The organism is Nonomuraea insulae (assembly GCF_042656245.1).
Genome location: NZ_JBHSPA010000006.1, coordinates 129,517 through 147,096, shown reverse-complemented (window position 1 = coordinate 147,096; position 17,580 = coordinate 129,517). Strand labels below are relative to the sequence as shown.

Annotated in this window: 15 protein-coding genes; 7 read left to right on the top strand and 8 right to left on the bottom strand. The window is 71.0% G+C overall.

What is annotated here, in order from left to right; all coding sequences use genetic code 11:
* Positions 1–18 precede the first annotated feature (18 nt).
* Together ACFPZ3_RS03420 and ACFPZ3_RS03415 are read left to right on the top strand one after the other, a co-directional pair.
* A complete protein-coding gene (locus ACFPZ3_RS03420) occupies positions 19–1,104 on the top strand; it encodes a PrsW family intramembrane metalloprotease (RefSeq protein WP_379512447.1) in 1,086 nt (361 codons plus the stop codon).
* Between the two features lie 196 nt (positions 1,105–1,300).
* Positions 1,301–1,921, top strand: coding sequence for a pyridoxamine 5'-phosphate oxidase family protein (locus ACFPZ3_RS03415; protein ID WP_379512446.1), 621 nt, complete (start codon positions 1,301–1,303; stop codon positions 1,919–1,921).
* Between the two features lie 571 nt (positions 1,922–2,492).
* Here the strand turns inward: ACFPZ3_RS03415 and ACFPZ3_RS03410 are convergent.
* Positions 2,493–2,942 carry a hypothetical protein gene (locus ACFPZ3_RS03410; RefSeq protein ID WP_379512445.1) on the bottom strand — a complete coding sequence of 150 codons (450 nt, stop codon included), beginning with the start codon at positions 2,940–2,942 and terminating at the stop codon, positions 2,493–2,495.
* Between the two features lie 78 nt (positions 2,943–3,020).
* Between ACFPZ3_RS03410 and ACFPZ3_RS03405 the strand changes: the two genes are divergently transcribed.
* Both ACFPZ3_RS03405 and ACFPZ3_RS03400 read left to right on the top strand, forming a co-directional pair.
* The gene (locus ACFPZ3_RS03405; RefSeq protein WP_379512444.1) at positions 3,021–4,112 is read left to right on the top strand and encodes an MFS transporter; all 1,092 of its coding nucleotides are present in this window, start codon (positions 3,021–3,023) and stop codon (positions 4,110–4,112) included.
* Positions 4,113–4,186: 74 nt separating this feature from the next.
* Entirely contained in the window at positions 4,187–4,438 is a 252-nt protein-coding gene (locus tag ACFPZ3_RS03400; protein ID WP_379512443.1) for a hypothetical protein, read from the top strand.
* Positions 4,439–4,491: 53 nt separating this feature from the next.
* On the opposite strand, the gene ACFPZ3_RS03395 is transcribed toward ACFPZ3_RS03400, so the two are convergent.
* The 7 genes from ACFPZ3_RS03395 to ACFPZ3_RS03365 all read right to left on the bottom strand — a co-directional run bounded on the left by ACFPZ3_RS03395 (position 4,492) and on the right by ACFPZ3_RS03365 (position 15,578).
* Entirely contained in the window at positions 4,492–6,186 is a 1,695-nt protein-coding gene (locus ACFPZ3_RS03395; RefSeq protein ID WP_379512442.1) for an ABC transporter family substrate-binding protein, read from the bottom strand.
* Between the two features lie 30 nt (positions 6,187–6,216).
* The gene (locus ACFPZ3_RS03390) at positions 6,217–8,238 is read right to left on the bottom strand and encodes a dipeptide ABC transporter ATP-binding protein (protein WP_379512441.1); all 2,022 of its coding nucleotides are present in this window, start codon (positions 8,236–8,238) and stop codon (positions 6,217–6,219) included.
* Positions 8,235–9,149, bottom strand: coding sequence for an ABC transporter permease (locus tag ACFPZ3_RS03385; protein WP_379512766.1), 915 nt, complete (start codon positions 9,147–9,149; stop codon positions 8,235–8,237). The genes ACFPZ3_RS03390 and ACFPZ3_RS03385 overlap by 4 nt, the downstream gene beginning before the upstream one ends.
* Positions 9,149–10,129 (bottom strand): ABC transporter permease, encoded by a 981-nt coding sequence (locus ACFPZ3_RS03380; protein ID WP_379512440.1) that lies wholly within the window; start codon positions 10,127–10,129, stop codon positions 9,149–9,151. Before ACFPZ3_RS03380 ends, ACFPZ3_RS03385 begins: the two co-directional genes overlap by 1 nt.
* A 106-nt stretch (positions 10,130–10,235) precedes the next feature.
* Positions 10,236–12,587, bottom strand: coding sequence for an AAA family ATPase (locus ACFPZ3_RS03375; protein ID WP_379512439.1), 2,352 nt, complete (start codon positions 12,585–12,587; stop codon positions 10,236–10,238).
* A 64-nt stretch (positions 12,588–12,651) separates the two neighbouring features.
* The gene (locus tag ACFPZ3_RS03370) at positions 12,652–13,548 is read right to left on the bottom strand and encodes a haloalkane dehalogenase (RefSeq protein WP_379512438.1); all 897 of its coding nucleotides are present in this window, start codon (positions 13,546–13,548) and stop codon (positions 12,652–12,654) included.
* A 152-nt stretch (positions 13,549–13,700) separates the two neighbouring features.
* Positions 13,701–15,578, bottom strand: a complete 1,878-nt coding sequence (locus ACFPZ3_RS03365; RefSeq protein WP_379512437.1) for a hypothetical protein — start codon at positions 15,576–15,578, stop codon at positions 13,701–13,703.
* 112 nt (positions 15,579–15,690) lie between these two features.
* Between ACFPZ3_RS03365 and ACFPZ3_RS03360 the strand changes: the two genes are divergently transcribed.
* From ACFPZ3_RS03360 to ACFPZ3_RS03350, 3 genes are all read left to right on the top strand, one after another.
* Complete coding sequence (locus tag ACFPZ3_RS03360; RefSeq protein ID WP_379512436.1) at positions 15,691–15,813, top strand: hypothetical protein; 123 nt, start codon at positions 15,691–15,693, stop codon at positions 15,811–15,813.
* A gap of 23 nt (positions 15,814–15,836) precedes the next feature.
* Complete coding sequence (locus tag ACFPZ3_RS03355; RefSeq protein WP_379512435.1) at positions 15,837–17,366, top strand: MFS transporter; 1,530 nt, start codon at positions 15,837–15,839, stop codon at positions 17,364–17,366.
* Positions 17,367–17,374: 8 nt separating this feature from the next.
* Positions 17,375–17,580: DoxX family membrane protein (locus tag ACFPZ3_RS03350; RefSeq protein ID WP_379512434.1), on the top strand; the 206-nt coding region annotated here is incomplete at its 3' end.

The following is a 17,580-nucleotide window of genomic DNA, read 5'->3' as shown; positions in this document are numbered from 1 at the left end:
CGGGAAGAGAGGCATGCGATGACTGCTCCGTTGCTCGTCCAGCGCCCCAGCAAGGCCCTGTTGATCGGCCTGGTCGTCTCAGGCGTCATCGCGCTGGCCGTCCTGGCCGTCATGTTGTTCTCCGGCGGTCCCGTCGGGTTCGGCCTGTCCGCGCTGCTGGCCGTGGCGCCGCTGCCGGTGCTGCTCGCCGCGGTCCTCTCGCTCGACAGGCTCGAACCCGAGCCGAAGCTCAACCTCGCCTTCGCCTTCGCGTGGGGCGCGGGGGTCGCCATCGTGGCGGCGATCGCGCTGACGCTCGTCGGGCAGCAGTTGTTCGCCAGGGCCGGCTACGGCTCCGCGGTCGTCGAGGACGTCGGCTCCGTCGTGCTGGCGCCGGTGATCGAGGAGGCGCTCAAGGGCTCGGCCCTGCTGCTGCTCCTGCGCAGGCGCGCGGAGATCGACGGCCTGACCGACGGCATCGTGTACGCCTCCATGGCCGGCCTCGGCTTCGCCGCCGTGGAGAACGTGGGCTACTACCTGCTCGCGTTCGGCGAGAACGGCGCCGGCGCGGCGATGCAGCTCTTCGTGGTCCGCGGCCTGATCGACCCGCTCGGCCACCCGATCTACACCTCCATGATCGGCCTCGGCGTCGCCTACGCGCTGACCCGCCGCGGCGCCGCCAGATACGCCGCGATCCCGCTCGGCTACCTGGCCGCGGTCTTCCTGCACGGCCTCTGGAACGGCTCCGCCACCACGGGCTCGCTCTCCTGGCTGGGCGGGGCCTACCTGGTGATCATGGTGGCGCTGGTCATCCTGATCGTCGTGACCGTCGTGGAGCGCCGCCAGCTCGTCGCCAGGATGGGCTACTACCTGCCCGCCTACCAGCAGACCGGCCTGATCACCGACGCCGACGTGCGCATGCTCACCACGCTGACCGCCCGCAAGGCGGCCCGCAAGTGGGCCAGGGGAGCGGGGCTCGGCCGGGCCATGGGCGACTATCAGCAGGCGGCGACCGAGCTGACCCTGCTGCACCTGCGGGCGGAGCGGCAGGGGGTGCACCCGCAGAGGTTCGCGATGGAGCGTGACCAGTTCCTGGCGGCCATGGCCAACGCCCGCCGCTGGTGACTGCTCAGGTCCGTACGAGCAGCGCGGCGAGCGCCGTGACGCCGGCCAGCACGATGCAGCCCGCCGCCGCGATCACCGCGCCCTGACCAGCGGCAGGGAGGCAGCGGCGGGACCGGGTCAGTCTCGCCCTTCGGACGCCGCACCGGCCACTGGCCCCGATTGCTGACAAAATGGGGTAACCCCGAAGGGAGATCACATGAGCTGGGCGGAGATCGGGTCCGAGGATGAATTGCGCGAGCTGCTCGGCGAGGTCATGCCGAGGGCGGCGACCAAGGAACGCGTGCTGCTGCACGAGCGTGACCGCGAGTGGCTGGCGTCATCGCCGTTCTGCCTGATCGCCACCTCGGACGAAGCGGGCAACTGTGATGTCTCGCCCAAGGGCGACCCGGCCGGCTTCGTCCACGTCATCGACGACGCCACGATCGCGATCCCGGACCGCCCGGGGAACCGCCGGGCAGACGGATTCCTCAATGTCCTGAAAAATCCGCATGTGGGGTTGATCTTTCTGATCCCCGGGCGCAACGAGACCCTGCGGATCAACGGCCGGGCCCGGCTCATCCGCGAGGCCCCGTTCTTCGACGACCTGATCGTCAAGGGCCACCGCCCGCACCTGGCGCTCGTCGTCGACATCGAGCAGATCTTCTTCCACTGCGCCAAGGCGTTCCTGCGCTCGGCGCTGTGGAAGCCCGAGCGCTGGGGCCCCGATGGGCTCCCGGCCCACGCGACGATCATCAAGGACGTCCAGAAGGTGGAAGAGAGCCTGGAGGAGCTGGAGAACTACTACGGAGAGTCGTACGCCAAGCGCCTCTACGGCTGAGTCAAGCCGCAGGGGTCGGACCACCGGGGAAACGGATGACGTTCCTGCCGGTGTAGGCATGCAGATCGATCACTTTGGGGTCGGCAGGGGGCTTGTGGCGACGATCGGCCGAATGAATGTCGCGGATCTTGTGCCTGGCAACGTGTGGTGGCACCACCACAAGCCTCTTCATAGTGAGCCCCCCGTGATATTTCTGTTACCTATGTTATCTACAGATACCCCCGTAAGTTCGGTGTAAGGAGTAAGTCAGTAGGGAAGCCTGCGGCCCGCCGGTGAACGCAGATCCAGGTCCGTTGACAGCCGGGTGCGTGGTTTCGCCGGCTTCATGACTCTGATGCGCTTCATGGTCTTCCCCCTTTCGACTGCGTCCTTATCTCCTTCTCACGACTGTGCGCCGTGCCGTCTGGCGCCGGCCTGACGGGCGCTCGTTGTCCGTCATGTGCGCCAACCTAATCTGGGCCGGCCCGCTCGCTCAATGCATTTCTACAGAGTCAGCAGTATGCGAGAAGGGCTCACACCGTCTGCAAGAAGAATCGTCCCGGCGGGGGCGACGGATGACACGAGAACCTGATCAACCCTGGCAGTTGCCCCACGACTTGCGCCCGCCCCATGCCTCGACGCGGCCGCTCGGGTCACGGGTCCAGCCGGAGTAACGCACGCACTTCCAGGCCCCGGCGATGTGCCCGGTCTCGGCGTAGTAGCTGTACTTCTGCGCGTCCTCACTCCTGCCGCCGCCCCGCACCTCGATATAGGCGCCGGTGGTCGTGCGGCGGCCCACGTAGGCTGTCTTGATCGCGGCGACGCAGTTCTTGCCACTGGCCTTGCTGTACATCAGGTACACGTGCCCGAGCACGGCGCCGTTGCGGGTCCGCATCGCTCGATGGCCGTCCGCGACCCGGGCGAAGCCCTTGCCGCAGACGCGCTCGGGGCTGTACGCGGCAGAGGCGGCGTAGGCGGAGGAGGGGATGGCGGCGACTCCGGCGGCGACCAGAGCCGCCGTGATGACCGTACGGGTGAGCACGAGATTCCTTCCGAGGGGTATCAAAGAGCAAGGACGATCTTTACTGCGACCTGACGGAAATATCAAGGGGTGCTGTGGATGCCGCTGATCGCGGTCTGTGCCGCATGGGCCGTGTTCTGGGGGTCATGGTCGGCCCTGCTGCCCGCCATCAAGGTGGGCCTGGGCATCTCGGCGGGTGGTCTGGGGCTGGCGCTGAGCGCCGTGCCGGTGGGGGCCGTACCGGCGATGGCGGTGGCCGGGCGGCTGATGCGCGGGCGGGAGCGGGCCGCGCTGGCGGTGGTCATGGTCCTGTTCGCGCTCAGCGTCGCCGCCATCGGGCTCGCCCGCACCGGCTGGCAGCTCGCTCTGGTGCTGCTGCTGGTCGGCGCGGCCAGCGGCGCCCTGGAGATCGCGCTCAACCTGGCCACCGGCCGCGCCGAGCGCGAAACGGGGCGGCGCCTCTTCCAGCAGGTGCACGCCGCCTTCCCGGTCGCGGTCATCGCCGCCGCCCCGCTCACAGGCCTGGCCCGCTCGTACGGACTCGGCGTCGGCACCGTGCTCGTGATCATCGCGCTGATCGTGGCCGCCACGGCGCTGACCCTCCTGGCACTCCCGCTGGGCCGAGGGCACGAGCCGGACCCGGGCCCCGACCGGCGGCGGTTGTGGGGCGCGGCGATCGTGCTGGGCGCGCTGGCGGGCTGCGCCCTGGTCATCGAGAACTCCGTCGAGCAGTGGTCGGTCCTGCTGCTGGAGCAGCACCGGGGCGCCACGCCGCTGGTCGCCAGCGTCGCACCCTCGGTCTACATGGCGGCGCTGACGGCCGGGCGGCTGATCGTGCAGGCGCTGCCCAGGACGCCGCTCAGGGCGTTGTACCTGGTGGCGGGCGTCGGCGGCGGCGCCGGCATCGCCCTGGCGGGGCTGGGCGGCGGGGTGCCGCTCTCGCTGGCCGGGTTCGCGATGACCGGGCTGGCCCTCGGCCCCCTGGTGCCGGCCCTGCTCAGCCGCGCGGCGGCCGACGACTCCAGCGGGACGATGGTGTGGGGGGTGTCCACGATCTCCTACACGGGGTTCGTGGTGAGCCCGCTGCTCGTGGCCGGGCTGAGCGGGTGGCTGGGCCTGCCGGCCGCCCTGGCCGCGCTCGGACTGCTGGGACTTCCGCTGGTGGCGCGCTTCGCCATGGAACGCCCATAGCGGGAGGAATATGGTGGGTTCTTGGGGAAAAGAGGCCACGGAACCGGGTATCCCCCCGGCGAAAGGGGATCATCATGGCTGTCTGCGAGACCTGTGGCAACGACTACGACATGGCGTTCGAGGTGCACGCGCAGGGGGCGGTGCACACCTTCGACTGCTTCCAGTGCGCGATCGAGGCGATGGCGCCCGTGTGCGAACACTGCGGTACCAAGGTCATCGGGCATGGGGTGCAGTCGGGCGAGCACTGGTACTGCTGCGCGCACTGCGCCCGCGAAGAGGGCAACAAGGGCATCGTCGATCGTGTGATGGCCGGCACCTCCGCGTAGCACGGGCGGGGCGGCGAGGTCGACCGTGACCTCACCGCCCCTCACCGGCGGGTTCAGCCCGTGAAGCCGATGTCCTCGTACTGGAGGTCGTAGAACCCGCGCGCCCCCACGTTCGCCAGCGCCTGCCGCACGGCCACCATCTGCGGCCGCTGGTAGAGCGGGAGCACGTTGACCTCCTGCCAGAGCAGTTCGTCGGCCGCGTTCGTCTCCGTGCGCGCCCGCACGGGGTCGAGGCTCTGCGCGGCGCGGCTCATGGCCTGGTCGATGGCGGCCGACCCGGTACGCCCGAAGTTCGCGTTCCAGTTCTGCCCGTTGGCCGCGTTCGCGTAGATCCCGAAACTGCTGGACACCGGGAACGGCGTGCCGATGTAGGCGAACGGGGTGATGTCGAAGTTCCCCGGAATGACGTACTTGGTGAAGAAGTCGTCGCTGGGCACGGCCTTGATGGTGAGCTTGACCCCGATCTGGCCGAGCATGCTCTGCGCCAGCTCACCCTCCGCCTTGCTGATCTGCACCCCGGAGGGCACCACGAACCGCAGGTCGAGGGGCTTGCCGTTCTTCTGCCTGACCGACCCGTTCAGCTTCCAGCCGGCGGCGTCCAGCAGTTGCTTCGCCCTCGTGGGGTTGTACACGCCGAGGTCTCCGGCGTTGTCCTGGTAGCCCTCCTGCGTGTTCATGAAGAAGTGGTTGTTCAGCAGCGCGATCGGCCAGTCCAGCCCCTGCAGGTCCGACTGCGCGATGGCCTGGCGGTTGATGCCGAGCTGGATGGCCTGGCGGACGTTGCGGTCCTTGAGCAGCTCACTGGAGCCGTTGAAGGTGAAATGCCGGAAGTCGGGGCCCGCCGCATGCCGCACCTGAGCGCCGGTGGTGGCCTTGGCGCGCGCGTAGTCCGGCGCGGACGGCCCGACGTCGATGAGGTCGAGCTCCCCGTTGCTGAACGCGCTGATCAGCGAGTCCTGCTCCGACGCCCGATAGATGATCTTGTCCAGCTTGGCCCGGTCGCCCCACCATCTGTCGTCGCGCACCAGCGTGATCGTCTTGGCCGTCTGGTCGAACCCGCCGAACTTGAACGGCCCCGCCGTCACCGGGATCCTGTTCAGCCAGGCGGTGTTGAACGCCTCGGCGCCGTGGTTGGTCGAGGCCGGCAACAGCGGCCCGAACAACGCCTGCCAGTCACCGAACGGCCGGCCGAACGTCACCACCACCTCGTGGTCGTCCTTGCCCCGCGCCACCTTCTCGATGTCCTGGTAGCCGGTGGAGGAGGCGATGCGGAAGCCCGGGTCACGCCCGTTGAGCGCCTGCCACTGCGCCTGGTAGTCGGCCCACGTGATCGGCTTGCCGTCGGACCACTTCGCCTTCGGGTTGAGCGTGTACGTCACCACCTGCTTGGGCCGCTGATCGGTCACCTTGGCGTCGACCACGTAGTCGTGGTCCACCGAGATCTCCGCCTTCTCGTTGGAGGTGAACGGCGAGGGCAGCAACGCGTTGCTGATCACGGCCGCCATCGCCAGGTTGCCGTCCACGTGGTTCCTGTTCCACTGCGTGGGGAACTCGTTGATGCCCCACCGCAGCGTCCCGCCGTCCTTGACCTTCTCGCGCGGTTGCGGATTGATGTCGAAGGCCTTGATCGTACGCTCGTCGCCGGCACTGTCCTGGCCCCCCGTGCCGCCTCCCTGGCCGCCCCCACAGCCCGCCAGCAGCAGCGAGCCCGTCACGGTGACGGCCACGACAAGACGTGATGCTTTCATCGAGCGAATTCCTCCTGGATCGAGCGAGACCTACACGACCTCGCGTCTCTCTGCGTAATGGCAGGCCGCCCCCTGGTCCTCGCCCAGCGGCCGCACCTCTGGCTCGACGTCGACGCAGAGCCTGCGTTCGCCGTCGGTCAGCTCGGCACGGAACTTGGGGCACCTGGTGCGGAATCGACAGCCCGTCGGAGGGTTGGCCGGGCTGGGCAGGTCGCCTTCGAGCAGGATCCGCTCGCGCGAACGCTCGCGCACCGGGTCGGGCAGCGGGATCGCCGACAACAGAGCCTGCGTGTACGGGTGCGCCGGAGCGTCGTAGACCGCGTCCACCTGGCCGATCTCGGCGATCCTGCCGAGATACATCACCGCCACCCGGTCGGCGATGTGCCGCACCACGGCCAGGTCGTGCGCCACGAACAGGTAGGACAGCCCCAGCCTGGCCCGCAGTGAGTCGAGCAGGTTGATCACCCCGGCCTGGATCGACACGTCCAGCGCCGAGACCGGCTCGTCCAGCACCAGCAGCCGGGGCTCCAGCGCGAGCGCCCTGGCGATGCCGATGCGCTGCCGCTGCCCGCCCGAGAAGTCCTGCGGGTAGCGGGCGGCGTGGGTGGGGTCGAGGCCGACGAGGGCGAGCAGCTCGCCGATCCGCCGCCGGGGGTCGCGCCGCCCGTGGGTGCGCAGCGGCTCGGCCAGGATGTCGTGCACGGTCATGCGCGGGTCGAGGGAGGCCAGCGGATCCTGGAAGACGACCTGCATGTCGCGCCTGATCTCGGTGCGTTCGCCCCGGCCCAGCCGCGCGGTGTCGTGCCCGAGCACGACGATGCCGCCCTGCTGCGGCGCGCTCAGCTCCAGGATCTGTGTCAGCGCGGTCGTCTTGCCGCTGCCCGACTCGCCGACCAGCCCCAGCGTCTCGCCCTGCCGCAGGTCGAAGCTGACCCCGGCCACCGCGTGCACCGTGCCGACCCTGCGCTTGAACACCGCCCCCCTGAGCAGCGGATAGTCCTTGACCAGGTTGCGCACCTCCAGCACGGTCCGCTCGCCGCGCACCCGCAGGGTGGCGCCGTCGCCGGGGGCCGCGTGCCGGCCGGTGCCGCGCGGGCCCACCTCCTCCCAGCGGATGCAGGCCGCCCGGTGGCCCTCGCCGACCTCGGACAACGGCGGCTCCGCCTCTTCGCACGCGTCTATCCGCATCGGGCAGCGCGGCGCGAACGGGCAGCCCGGCGGTAGCGCCGCGGGCGAGGGCGGATTGCCCTCGATGGGCGCCAGTGGTTGCCGCGCGCCCCGGTCGACGCGGGGGATCGAGCCGAGCAGGCCCACGGTGTAGGGCATCCGCGTGCGGTAGTAGATGTCGTCGACGGCGCCCACTTCGACGGGACGCCCGGCGTACATGACGAGCACGCGGTCGGCGAACCCGGCCACCACCCCCAGGTCGTGCGTGATCATGATGATCGCGGCGCCGGTCTTGGCCTGCGCCCTCTTGAGCACCTCCAGCACCTGCGCCTGGATGGTCACGTCGAGCGCCGTGGTCGGCTCGTCGCAGATGATCACGTCGGGGTCGTTGGCGATGGCCATCGCGATCACCACGCGCTGCCGCATGCCGCCGGAGAACTCGTGGGGGAAGGCCAGCGCCCGCTCGGCGGGGTGCGGGATGCCGACGAGTTCGAGCAGCTCGACGGCCTTGACCATGGCCATCTCCTTGCTGACCCGCTGGTGCACGCGGACGGCCTCGGCGACCTGGTCGCCCACCCGGTAGACCGGGGTGAGCGCGGAGAGCGGGTCCTGGAAGACCATGGACATGGACTTGCCGCGGAAGGCGTTGAGCGCGCGCTCCGGGGCGCCGATCAGCTCGCGGCCGTGCAGGCGCACCGAGCCGGTGACGCGCGCCCCCGGCGGCAGCAGCCCCATGACGGCGGCAGAGGTGACCGACTTGCCGGAGCCCGACTCGCCGACGATGCCGAGGACCTCGCCGGGGCGCACGGAGTAGCTCACCCCCCGCACGGCGCGTACGTCGCCGAAGGACACGTTGAGGTCGCTGACCTCCAGGACCGGGCTCATCGCGAGCCCCGAGAGGAGGACGGGTCGAACGCGTCACGCAGCGCGTCGCCGACGAGGTTGACCGCGAGCACGGTGATCACCAGCAGTCCCGCCACGAACCAGAACGTCCACGGCGCGTAGATCGCGGTCTTGGAGCCGTCGGCGATGAGCGTGCCGAACGACACGTCGGGCGGCTGGATGCCGAACCCGAAGTACGACAGCGAGGTCTCGGTGAGGATGGCGCTGCTGACGTTGAGCGTGGCGTCCACGATCAGCAGCGACGACAGGTTGGGGATCACGTGGCGGAAGACGATCCGCACCGGCGGCACGCCCATGTAGCGGGCGGCCTGGATGAACTCCCGCTCCCGCAGCGAGATCGACATCCCCCGCACGATCTTCGAGGTGACCATCCACAGGAACAACGCCAGCATGACCACGAACAGCGGCCACTGCCCGCCGGACCCGAACAGCGGCGACAGGATCGCCAGGATCAGGAACGCGGGCAGCACGAGCAGCAGGTCGGTCACCCAGCTGAGCGCCCGGTCGGTCCACCCCAGGAAGTAGCCCGCGAACGCCCCCACGATCGCCGCCAGCGCCGTGGACACCAGCGCCGCCAGCAACCCGACGACCAGCGACTTCTGCATACCGCGCAGCGTCACCGCCAGGACGTCGGAGCCCGTTTGGAGCGTTCCGAACCAGTGGTGCGGCGACGGCGGCTGCATGAACGCGGTGAAGTCCTTGTCGGTGTAGGTCCACGGGTTGAACAGCGGGCCCGCGAACGCCAGCAGGAACATCAGCGCCAGCACGGCGAACCCGATCCGCCCCTGCGTGGAGCGGAAGAAGCGCCCGGTCACCATCCGCAACCTGGACGGCGCCTTGGTCAGCACCCCGTCGGTGAGCTCCTCGGCCAGCTCCTCCTCCGACAGCGTCATCACGCCCGCACCCTCGGGTCGAGCGCGGCGTGCAGCAGGTCGGCGGCCAGCGCGGCGCACAACACGGCGACGGCGGCCAGGAAGGAGATGGCCGCGACGGTGTTGACGTCGTTGCTGAAGATCGAGTTGATGAGCTGCTCGCCCAGCCCGTGCCAGCCGAAGATCTTCTCCGTGAACGTGGCCCCGGTCAGCAGCGCCCCGAAGGTGAACGCGAAATAGGTCACCACGGGGATCATCGCGGTCCGCAGCGCGTGCCGGGTCAGCGCCTTGCGCCTGCTCAGCCCCTTGGCCCTGGCCGTGCGGACGAAGTCGGCGCCCAGCACGTCGAGCATCATGTTGCGCTGGTAGCGGCTGAACACCGCGATCAGCCCCACCGACAACGAGATCGTCGGCAGCACCAGGTGTTGCAGCCGGTCTGTCACCTGCTCCCAGAACCCGGTGGCCAGGCCGCTGTATTCGCCGCTGACCAGCAGCACCTGGCGGCCGAACACGTGCTGGTTGGCCCACGCGGCGAGCAGGATCAGCATGTTGGCCAGCACCACCACGGGCACCGCCAGCACCACGAACGACAGGCCGGCCGAGAGCCGGTCGAACCAGCCGTACTGCCGGACCGCCGCCAGCGCCCCCGTGAGCACTCCGAGCAGGCTGCCACAGGCCAGCCCCAGGATGACCAGCCGGAAGGTGACGCCCATGCGGCGCTTGATGTCGTCGTTGACCGGCGAGCCCGCGACCGTGCTGCCGAAGTCGCCGCGCATCATGCCTTCCGCCCAGGTGGCGTAGCGCTGCAGCAGCGGCGTCTTGTCGTTGAGGTTGAGCGCGGTGAGCTGGGCGTCGACCACGGAGGGCGGCGGCTTGGGGGAGCGATCGGCGTAGTTGGAGCGGGGGTCGAGGGCCGTGGCCGCCAGCATGTAGGCGAGGCTGGCCGCCACCACGACGAGCACGGCGTAGTTGAGCAGCCTGCGGGCCAGGAACCCCGCCATCGCTCCCCCTCCGCCGATCACCGACGCGCTCACTCTACGACATCACGCCGACACTATGAGGCAACATGCCATGAACCGGGACCCGGAGAATGGTCAGCGAGAACGGTCAGCGTCCGGAGAGCTCGTCCACCGCCGTGCGCACGTCCTCGCTGGTGATCGTGGTCAGGTCGGCCGAACTGGCGGACCCGCCGCGCGAGGCGTGGGCGGCCAGGCGCACGTCGCGCCGCATCGCCGCCCGCTCGAACAGGGACCTGGCGAAGCGGCCGTTGCCCAGCCCGTCGATCAGCCGGTCCTCGCACACCCAGGTGAAGACCTCGTCGAGGCGGCGCAGCGCCTCCTCGTCGAAGTTGTCGCCCGACTTCTCCGCCAGCAGGACGGCGATCTGCGACAGCTCGCGCGGCGAGTAGCTGGGGAAGGCCACGCGCTGGTTGAAGCGGCTGGACAGGCCCGGGTTGCTGGACAGGAAGGTGTCCATCTCGCGCTGATAGCCGGCCAGCACGATGACGAGCCGGTCGCGGTCGTCCTCGGCCCGCTTGAGCAGGGTCTGCACGGCCTCGGCGCCGAACGCGTCGCCGCCCTGGTAGCCCGGGTTGACCAGGCTGTAGGCCTCGTCGATGAACAGCACGCCGCCCAGCGCCCGGTCCACCAGCTCGTTGGTCTTGATCGCGGTCGCGCCGAGGTGCTGGCCGACCAGGTCGGCCCGGTGCCCCTCGACCACGTCGGGCCTGGCCAGCAGGCCGAGCGCGGCGAAGATCCGGCTGAGGACGCGGGCGACCGTGGTCTTGCCTGTGCCCGGCGGGCCGACGAACACGAAGTGCCGCATCTGCTGCGGGGTCGGCAGCCCGCGCTCCTGGCGCATCCTGGCCACCTGGAGCTGGGCCGCGATCGCGTGCACCTGCCGCTTGACCGGGGCCAGCCCGGCCATCTGGTCGAGGTCGGCCAGCGCCTCCTCCAGCGTGGGCGTGGCCACGTAGCCGCGGAAGCGGGCGGTCAGCTCGTCGAACGCCTTGGTCACGTCGGGCGTCGTGGTCGTCACCAGGTCCTGGGTGGTCGGCGTGCCGCCGGCGCCCACCACGCGGACGTCGCGGGCCTGCGCGGCGGCCTCGACCAGGCTGCGCGCGAACCTGGCGTTGCCCAGCTCGTCGACCAGCCCGCGGCGGTGCACGTCGTCGAAGAGGCCGAGGAGCACCCGCCGGGTCTCCTCGCCCATCGTGTCGCCGCGGCGCCGCTGCAGCAGCCCGGTGACCTCGACCAGCTCGGCGGGGGAGTAGCCGGGGAAGCGCACCCGGGTGGCGAACCTGCTGGCCAGGCCCGGGTTGCTGGACAGGAACGAGCCCATCTCCTGCTCGTAGCCGGCCAGGATGATGATGACCCGGTCGCGGTCGTCCTCGGCCCGCTTGAGCAGGGTCTGCACGGCCTCGGCGCCGAACCTGTCGGGCTGCCCGTCGGAGGAGTTGACCAGCCCGTAGGCCTCGTCGATGAACAGCACGCCGCCCAGCGCCCGGTCCACCAGCTCGTTGGTCTTGATCGCGGTGGCGCCCAGGAACTCGCCCACCAGGTCGGCCCGCTGCGCCTCGACCACGTAGGGGGTCTCCAGCAGGCCGAACGCGTAGAAGATCTTGGCCAGCGCGCGGGCCACGGTGGTCTTGCCGGTGCCGGGCGGGCCGAGGAAGACGAAGTGCCTGGTGGGGCGATCGGCGGTGTAGCCGGCCTCGGCGCGCAGGCGGGAGGCCTCGATGGAGGCGGCGATCGAGCGCACCTGCTCCTTGACCGGCGACAGCCCGATCATGCTCTCCAGCTCGGCGAGCGCCTCCTCGACCGAGATCTGCGGCGGCGTGCCCGGCTTGTCGTGCGAGGACTCGGGCCTGCCCTCGCGCGCCCGCACGCGTACCTGCTGTTCTTCGGCCGCGGCGCGCTCCGCCTTGGCCCTGCGGGCGAGCAGGAACCGGTAGGCGAGCACGACCGCGGCGCTCGCGTAGGCCGCCCAGACGGCGGTGCCGTCGGAGACGGGGGAGAGCGCGGCGGCGAGCATCCCGGCGGGGACCAGCGCCATGAGCGTGGTCACCCACGGTGTCACCCACCGGATGAGATGGGCCGCGCCGGCGACGGGCAGGGCCAGCGCGACCATCAGGTGCGGGGTGATCGCGCCCGGGGGGAACAGCGTGGAGAACGTCACCAGCGCCAGCGCCCCCCAGCAGACCACCACCAGGGCGGTGGCGGCGGCTCGCGGATAGCGCATGGTCAGCGCCACGAACGCGAGCAGCAGGAGCACGAGGGGGAAGGTCTGGAACAGGTCCCATCCGAGCGCGGCGGCGATGCCCATCGTGGCCACGAGCGCGCCCACATAGAGCACCCGGCGCACGGCGGGGGGAATCTGGAAATAACGCAGCCGAACCTTCTCGAACAGATCCCGAGCCGCGGCCCGCCCCGCGGTCTGGGCCCTGTCGGACTCACGCATCACGCCTCCCCGGTCCGCCCCCGGTTATACCGCACCAGACCGACTATTGGGCGGTCCTGACACGCTAGGTGGAGGTCACGAAAACGGCTATCTGACGCCCTAGTTCCGCGCCCGCGTCCTCCTGCAGGAAGTGACCCGCGCCCTTGATCACGGGATGTCGCAGGCCAGCGGCGCCGCGCAGTGATTTGACCAGAATGGGCGCCATGCCGCCCGTGATCGGGTCTCCGTCGGAGAACGCCACCAGGAATGGCCTGTCGAGTGTGGTGAGGATCTGCCAGGCAGCACGGTTGGCGGGCGCCGCGGGGTCGTCGGGCGTGATCGGCACGAGGCCGGGCATGGCACGCGGCCCCGCCTTGTACCTCTCGTCGGGGAACGGCGCGTCGTAGGCCGCCAGCACCTCCTCGCCCAGCTCGCTCGCGCAGCCCGCCTGGACCAGCCGGGCGACGTCCAGCACCGGGGCCTTGAGCACCGCGTTCCTGAACCGGTGCCACGTCTCGGGCATGGGAATGTCACCCGTCGGCAACCCCGTGTTGGCCGCCACGATCCTGGCGACGCTCCCGGGATGCTCGGCGGCGATCCGCAGCCCGATCAGCCCGCCCCAGTCCTGTCCGACCACCGTGAGCCCGCTGAGCCCGAGCGCGTCGAGCAGCAGCGCGCGCGTCCACTCGACGTGCCTGGCGTAGGTGTGGTCGGACAGCTCGGCCGGCTTGTCGGAGCGGCCGAACCCGACCAGGTCCACCGCGATCGCGCGCAGCCCGGCCGCGGCGAGCTCGGGCATGACGTGCCGGTAGAGGAACGACCAGCTCGGCTCGCCGTGCAGCAGCACGACGGGCTCGCCGGCCGCAGGGCCCGTCTCGACGTACGCCATGCGCAGGCCGTCGCCGACCTCGGCGTACCGGGGCTCGTAGGGGAAGCCGGGCAGGCCGGCGAAGCGCTCTTCTGGCGTGCGCAGGATCTGCATAGAACAAGATTCTGTACGCCGGTCCGCACCATGTCCATCGGCGCCGAGTCCGCACCATGTCCATATGCGCCGAGTCCGCGCCGCGTCCATCGGCGCCGGGTCCGCGCGATGTCTCCAGCGCCGGGTCCGCGCCGCGTCCATCGGCACCGGGTCTACCGGCGCTGGTGCCGTCCGGGGAACTCGCCCACGAGCACGTGCTTGGGCGTGACCCGCATGACGTCCGAGTCGGCCAGGGCGACCCCGCGCACCTCCACCCAGAACCGCCGCTGCAGCGGATCGGCCGCGAACACCGCCACCCTCGGGTCCTCCTCGATGGCCGCCCACGCCTCCGTCTCGGCGATCAGGCGCAGCTCGCCGGAGGAGGTGACGGTGGCCACCGCCCCGGCCACCCGGGGTCCGTGGGCGTCGCCGTAGGCCAGGACGATGCTGCGGGCATAGGAGAAGGTCTGGCGTACCTCCGAGTCCAGCGCCACCGACGGCTCGGCCCCCATGGGCAGGTCGCACATGAGCAACGAGGCCCGCCACGGCCCAGGGCCGCCCCGCCACCACGCGCGCAGGGCCCGCGCCGCGAACACGATCACCGAGGCCCCCATCGCGCCCAGCCCGATCCGCCACGCCCACGCCGACGCCAGCACCCCGCCCGCCGCGCACGCCACGGCGGCCAGCACGACGAGCGCGCCCGCGGTCGCCAGCCACCGGTCGTCGCGGTGGCGGGCGCGCAGGTAACCGCGCACCATCGGGTACGGCACCACCACCGCGGCCACCGCCGCCCACGGCGCCACCACCAGCGCCCCGGCCACCAGCGCCACCAGCACCGACCAGGTCCTGCCGAGCAGCACCCAGAGCATCACCCCGACATTCCGCCGCGCCGTCCGCTCAGCCTCCCGCGCCCGCCCGGCGGCGTCCCGGGCCGGTTCGGCTTCTTCCGTCCGCTCGGCGGCCTCCCCGGCCGGTTCGGACTCCCGGGCCCGCCTCTGCGCGGCTTCTCCCGTCCGCCCGGCGGCCTCCCGCGCCCGCCGCTGCTCGGCCTCTTGTGCCTTCCCTGTCTCGGCCAGTGCCCGCAGCGGACGTCCGCGCCATGCCCCGGCCAGCGCCCGTACGGCCACCAGCGCCGGCCACCCGAGCACCACGATGCCCGCCAGACCCGCCCAGACCGGATCGAGCGCGGGCGGCAGGGCAGGCACCGGTCCCAGCAGCCAGGCGGCGAACGCGACCGCCGACAGCGCCGCCGACACCACGGACACGCCGAGCCAGGGATCCCTGCCGAACATCGCCCCCACGTACGGCCAGACGCCGACCCGCCGCGCCTGCCTGACCGTGAGCGGCACCAGCGCCGCGAGCACGGCGAACCCGCCGATCCGCGCCTGCGCGCCCCAGTCCAGCAGGAGCGCGCACGCGGCGATCGCGAGCGTGGCCACGGCCACCAGCAGCCGCACCTGACGCGACCAGACCTCCAGCGCGCGCTTGGCCCGGCCGGTGTCGCGCGGGTCGATCGGCCAGGCGGGATCGTGGTGCGGGCGCGGCCGGTCCCAGCGCAACAGCGCCAGCCCCAGGTTCACGCGGGCCTGCGGGCCGTCGGGATCGAGGTCCAGCGCGGCCCGGTACGAGCGCCCCGCCCGGGCGTGCTCGCCACGCAGCAGGGCCAGGTCACCGAGCATGACCTGGGTCCCGGCCTCCTCCGGCGCGAACTTCGAGGCCAGCGTGGCGTGCCCGACCGCCTCCGCCCACCGCCCTGGCATCCGGCGTAGCACCGCGGCCAGCCGCAACCGGCCGGGCCATGAGCCGCCGGCCAGGTCGACGGCCTGTTCCGCGGCGGACACGGCGTCGGCGTCACGGCCCAGCCGCTCGTGGGCGAGGCTGATGAGCCGTTGCGGCCAGTCGGCGGCCGGGTCGAGGCCGGCGGCCTGGCGGGCGGCGTCCAGCGCGGACTCGGGGCGGCCGGCGTCCAGTCTGCTCAGCGCCTCGTCACACCATTCACGTGAGGACCGATCGGAAGGATGGCCTGTTCTGCCTCTTGCGTTGCTCCCCACGAGTCCCATGATCGGCTGGCGGACGATTGTTGGATAGGTACCGACATATGGCTGTATCTCTCTAGAGAGGTTCGGGGGGTCCCGGATCAGGCGATACCGCTATGACAAGTGCGTGGCATGGCCTAAGCTGCCACGCAAGCCGGAGCGCCGGAGTCAGGCCGCACTGCTCGGGAAGAACGATCGCCGAGCCGTGGCCCCCGCCGCCACCGACCATCAGCACGTGCGGGCCCTGTGAACGATCGGCCCGCAAGGAGGCTCATGACCGTCACACAGGCCGCACCCTTCGTACGGACTGCCGATCGGGAGCATCAGGACCGCCGCTGGTCCATCCTCGTCCTGCTCTGCCTGAGCCTGCTGCTGATCACGGTCGACGCCACGGTCCTGCACATCGCGGTGCCCGCGCTCACCGCCGCGCTCGAACCCTCCGGGGTGCAACTGCTCTGGATCATCGACATCTACTCGCTGGTGGTCGCGCCGCTGCTGATCATGTTCGGCACGCTCGGCGACAAATACGGGCGCAAACGGCTGGTCCTGTGGGGTTTCGTGCTGTTCGGCCTGGCCTCGGCCGGCGCCGCGTTCGCCCCGACCCCGCTGACCCTGATCCTGGCCAGGGCGCTGCTCGGCGTGGGCGGCGCGATGATCATGCCGGCCACGCTCTCGCTCATCCGCCAGGTGTTCACCGACCGGCGTGAGCGGGCCATCGCGCTCGGCGTCTGGAGCGCGGTCGCCGCGGCGGGCGCCGCCATCGGGCCGCTCATCGGCGGCGTGCTCGTCGGCGTCTGGTGGGGCGCGGTCTTCCTCATCAACGTGCCGATCCTGCTGGTGCTGCTGCCCGCCGCCGTGCGCCTGCTGCCCGAGTCCCGCGAGCGCAGAGACCGGCCATGGGACGCGGTCAGCGCCGTGTTGTCGGTGTTCGGCATCCTGGCGCTGGCGTTCGGGCTGAAGGAGGCGGGCTCCGGCAGCCTCATGCCGCTCTGGGCCTCGGTGCTGGTGTTCCTGGCCGGGCTGGCGCTGCTGGTGCTCTTCGTCCGCCGCCAGACCCGCCTGCCGGCGCCGTTCCTCGAAGTCGGCCTGTTCAGGCGGCGCGAGTTCGCCACCGGCGTCGCCGGAGTCCTGCTCGGCGTGTTCGCGCTGGTGGGCCTGCAGCTCATGCTCGCCCAATACCTGCAACTCGTCCTCGGCGACAGCCCCGTGCGGGCGGCGTTCAGGATGTTGCCCCTGGTCATCTCCGCCATCTCCGGCGGGCTCGCCGCCGCCCACATCCTGCCCAGGATCGGCATGCGGGCCACCATGAGCGGCGGCCTCGCGCTCGTCGCCATCGCCCTGACCCCCACCCTGACCTGGGGCGTCGAAGGTCATCCCGTGATGCTGGCGCTCTGCTTCGTGGGCATCGGCTTCGGGGTGCAGGTGGCCCTGCTGGCCGCCTCCGACACGATCATGGCCACCGCCACCGAGACCCAGGCGGGCGGGGCCGCGGCCATCGAGGAGACCGCGTACGAACTGGGCGCCGGTCTCGGCGTCGCCGTGCTCGGCACGATCACCACCATCGTGTACGCGCCGAACCTGCCCGCCGTGCCCGGGGTGTCCGCGGGCGGCATGGACGAGGCCAGGCAGTCGCTCGCCTCGGCCGCGCACGTCGCGGACCAGATCGGCGGAAACGCGGGCGGGGCGCTGCTCGACGCCGCCCGGTGGGCTTTCGTCAACGCCCTGCACACGACCGTGGTCGTGAGCGTCGTCCTGCTCAGCCTGACCGCCGTCGCTGTGGCCATGCTGCTCAGCCGTGATTGAGGTGTGCCATGTCCCGATTAGGGCAGTCAAGTACCGTGAAACAGGTCCTTCGTGATCTTGCCGCGTTAGTCGCCCGCGTAGGCGTGGGCGGTATCTTCTTTGCCAACGGGTGGGCCAAGCTGGAAGACGGCCTGAAAATCACCGGGGCGAACTTCTCGGCGCAGGGCGCTCCCGCACCCGGCGCCTGGGCCACCGCCACGGCCAGCCTGAACGC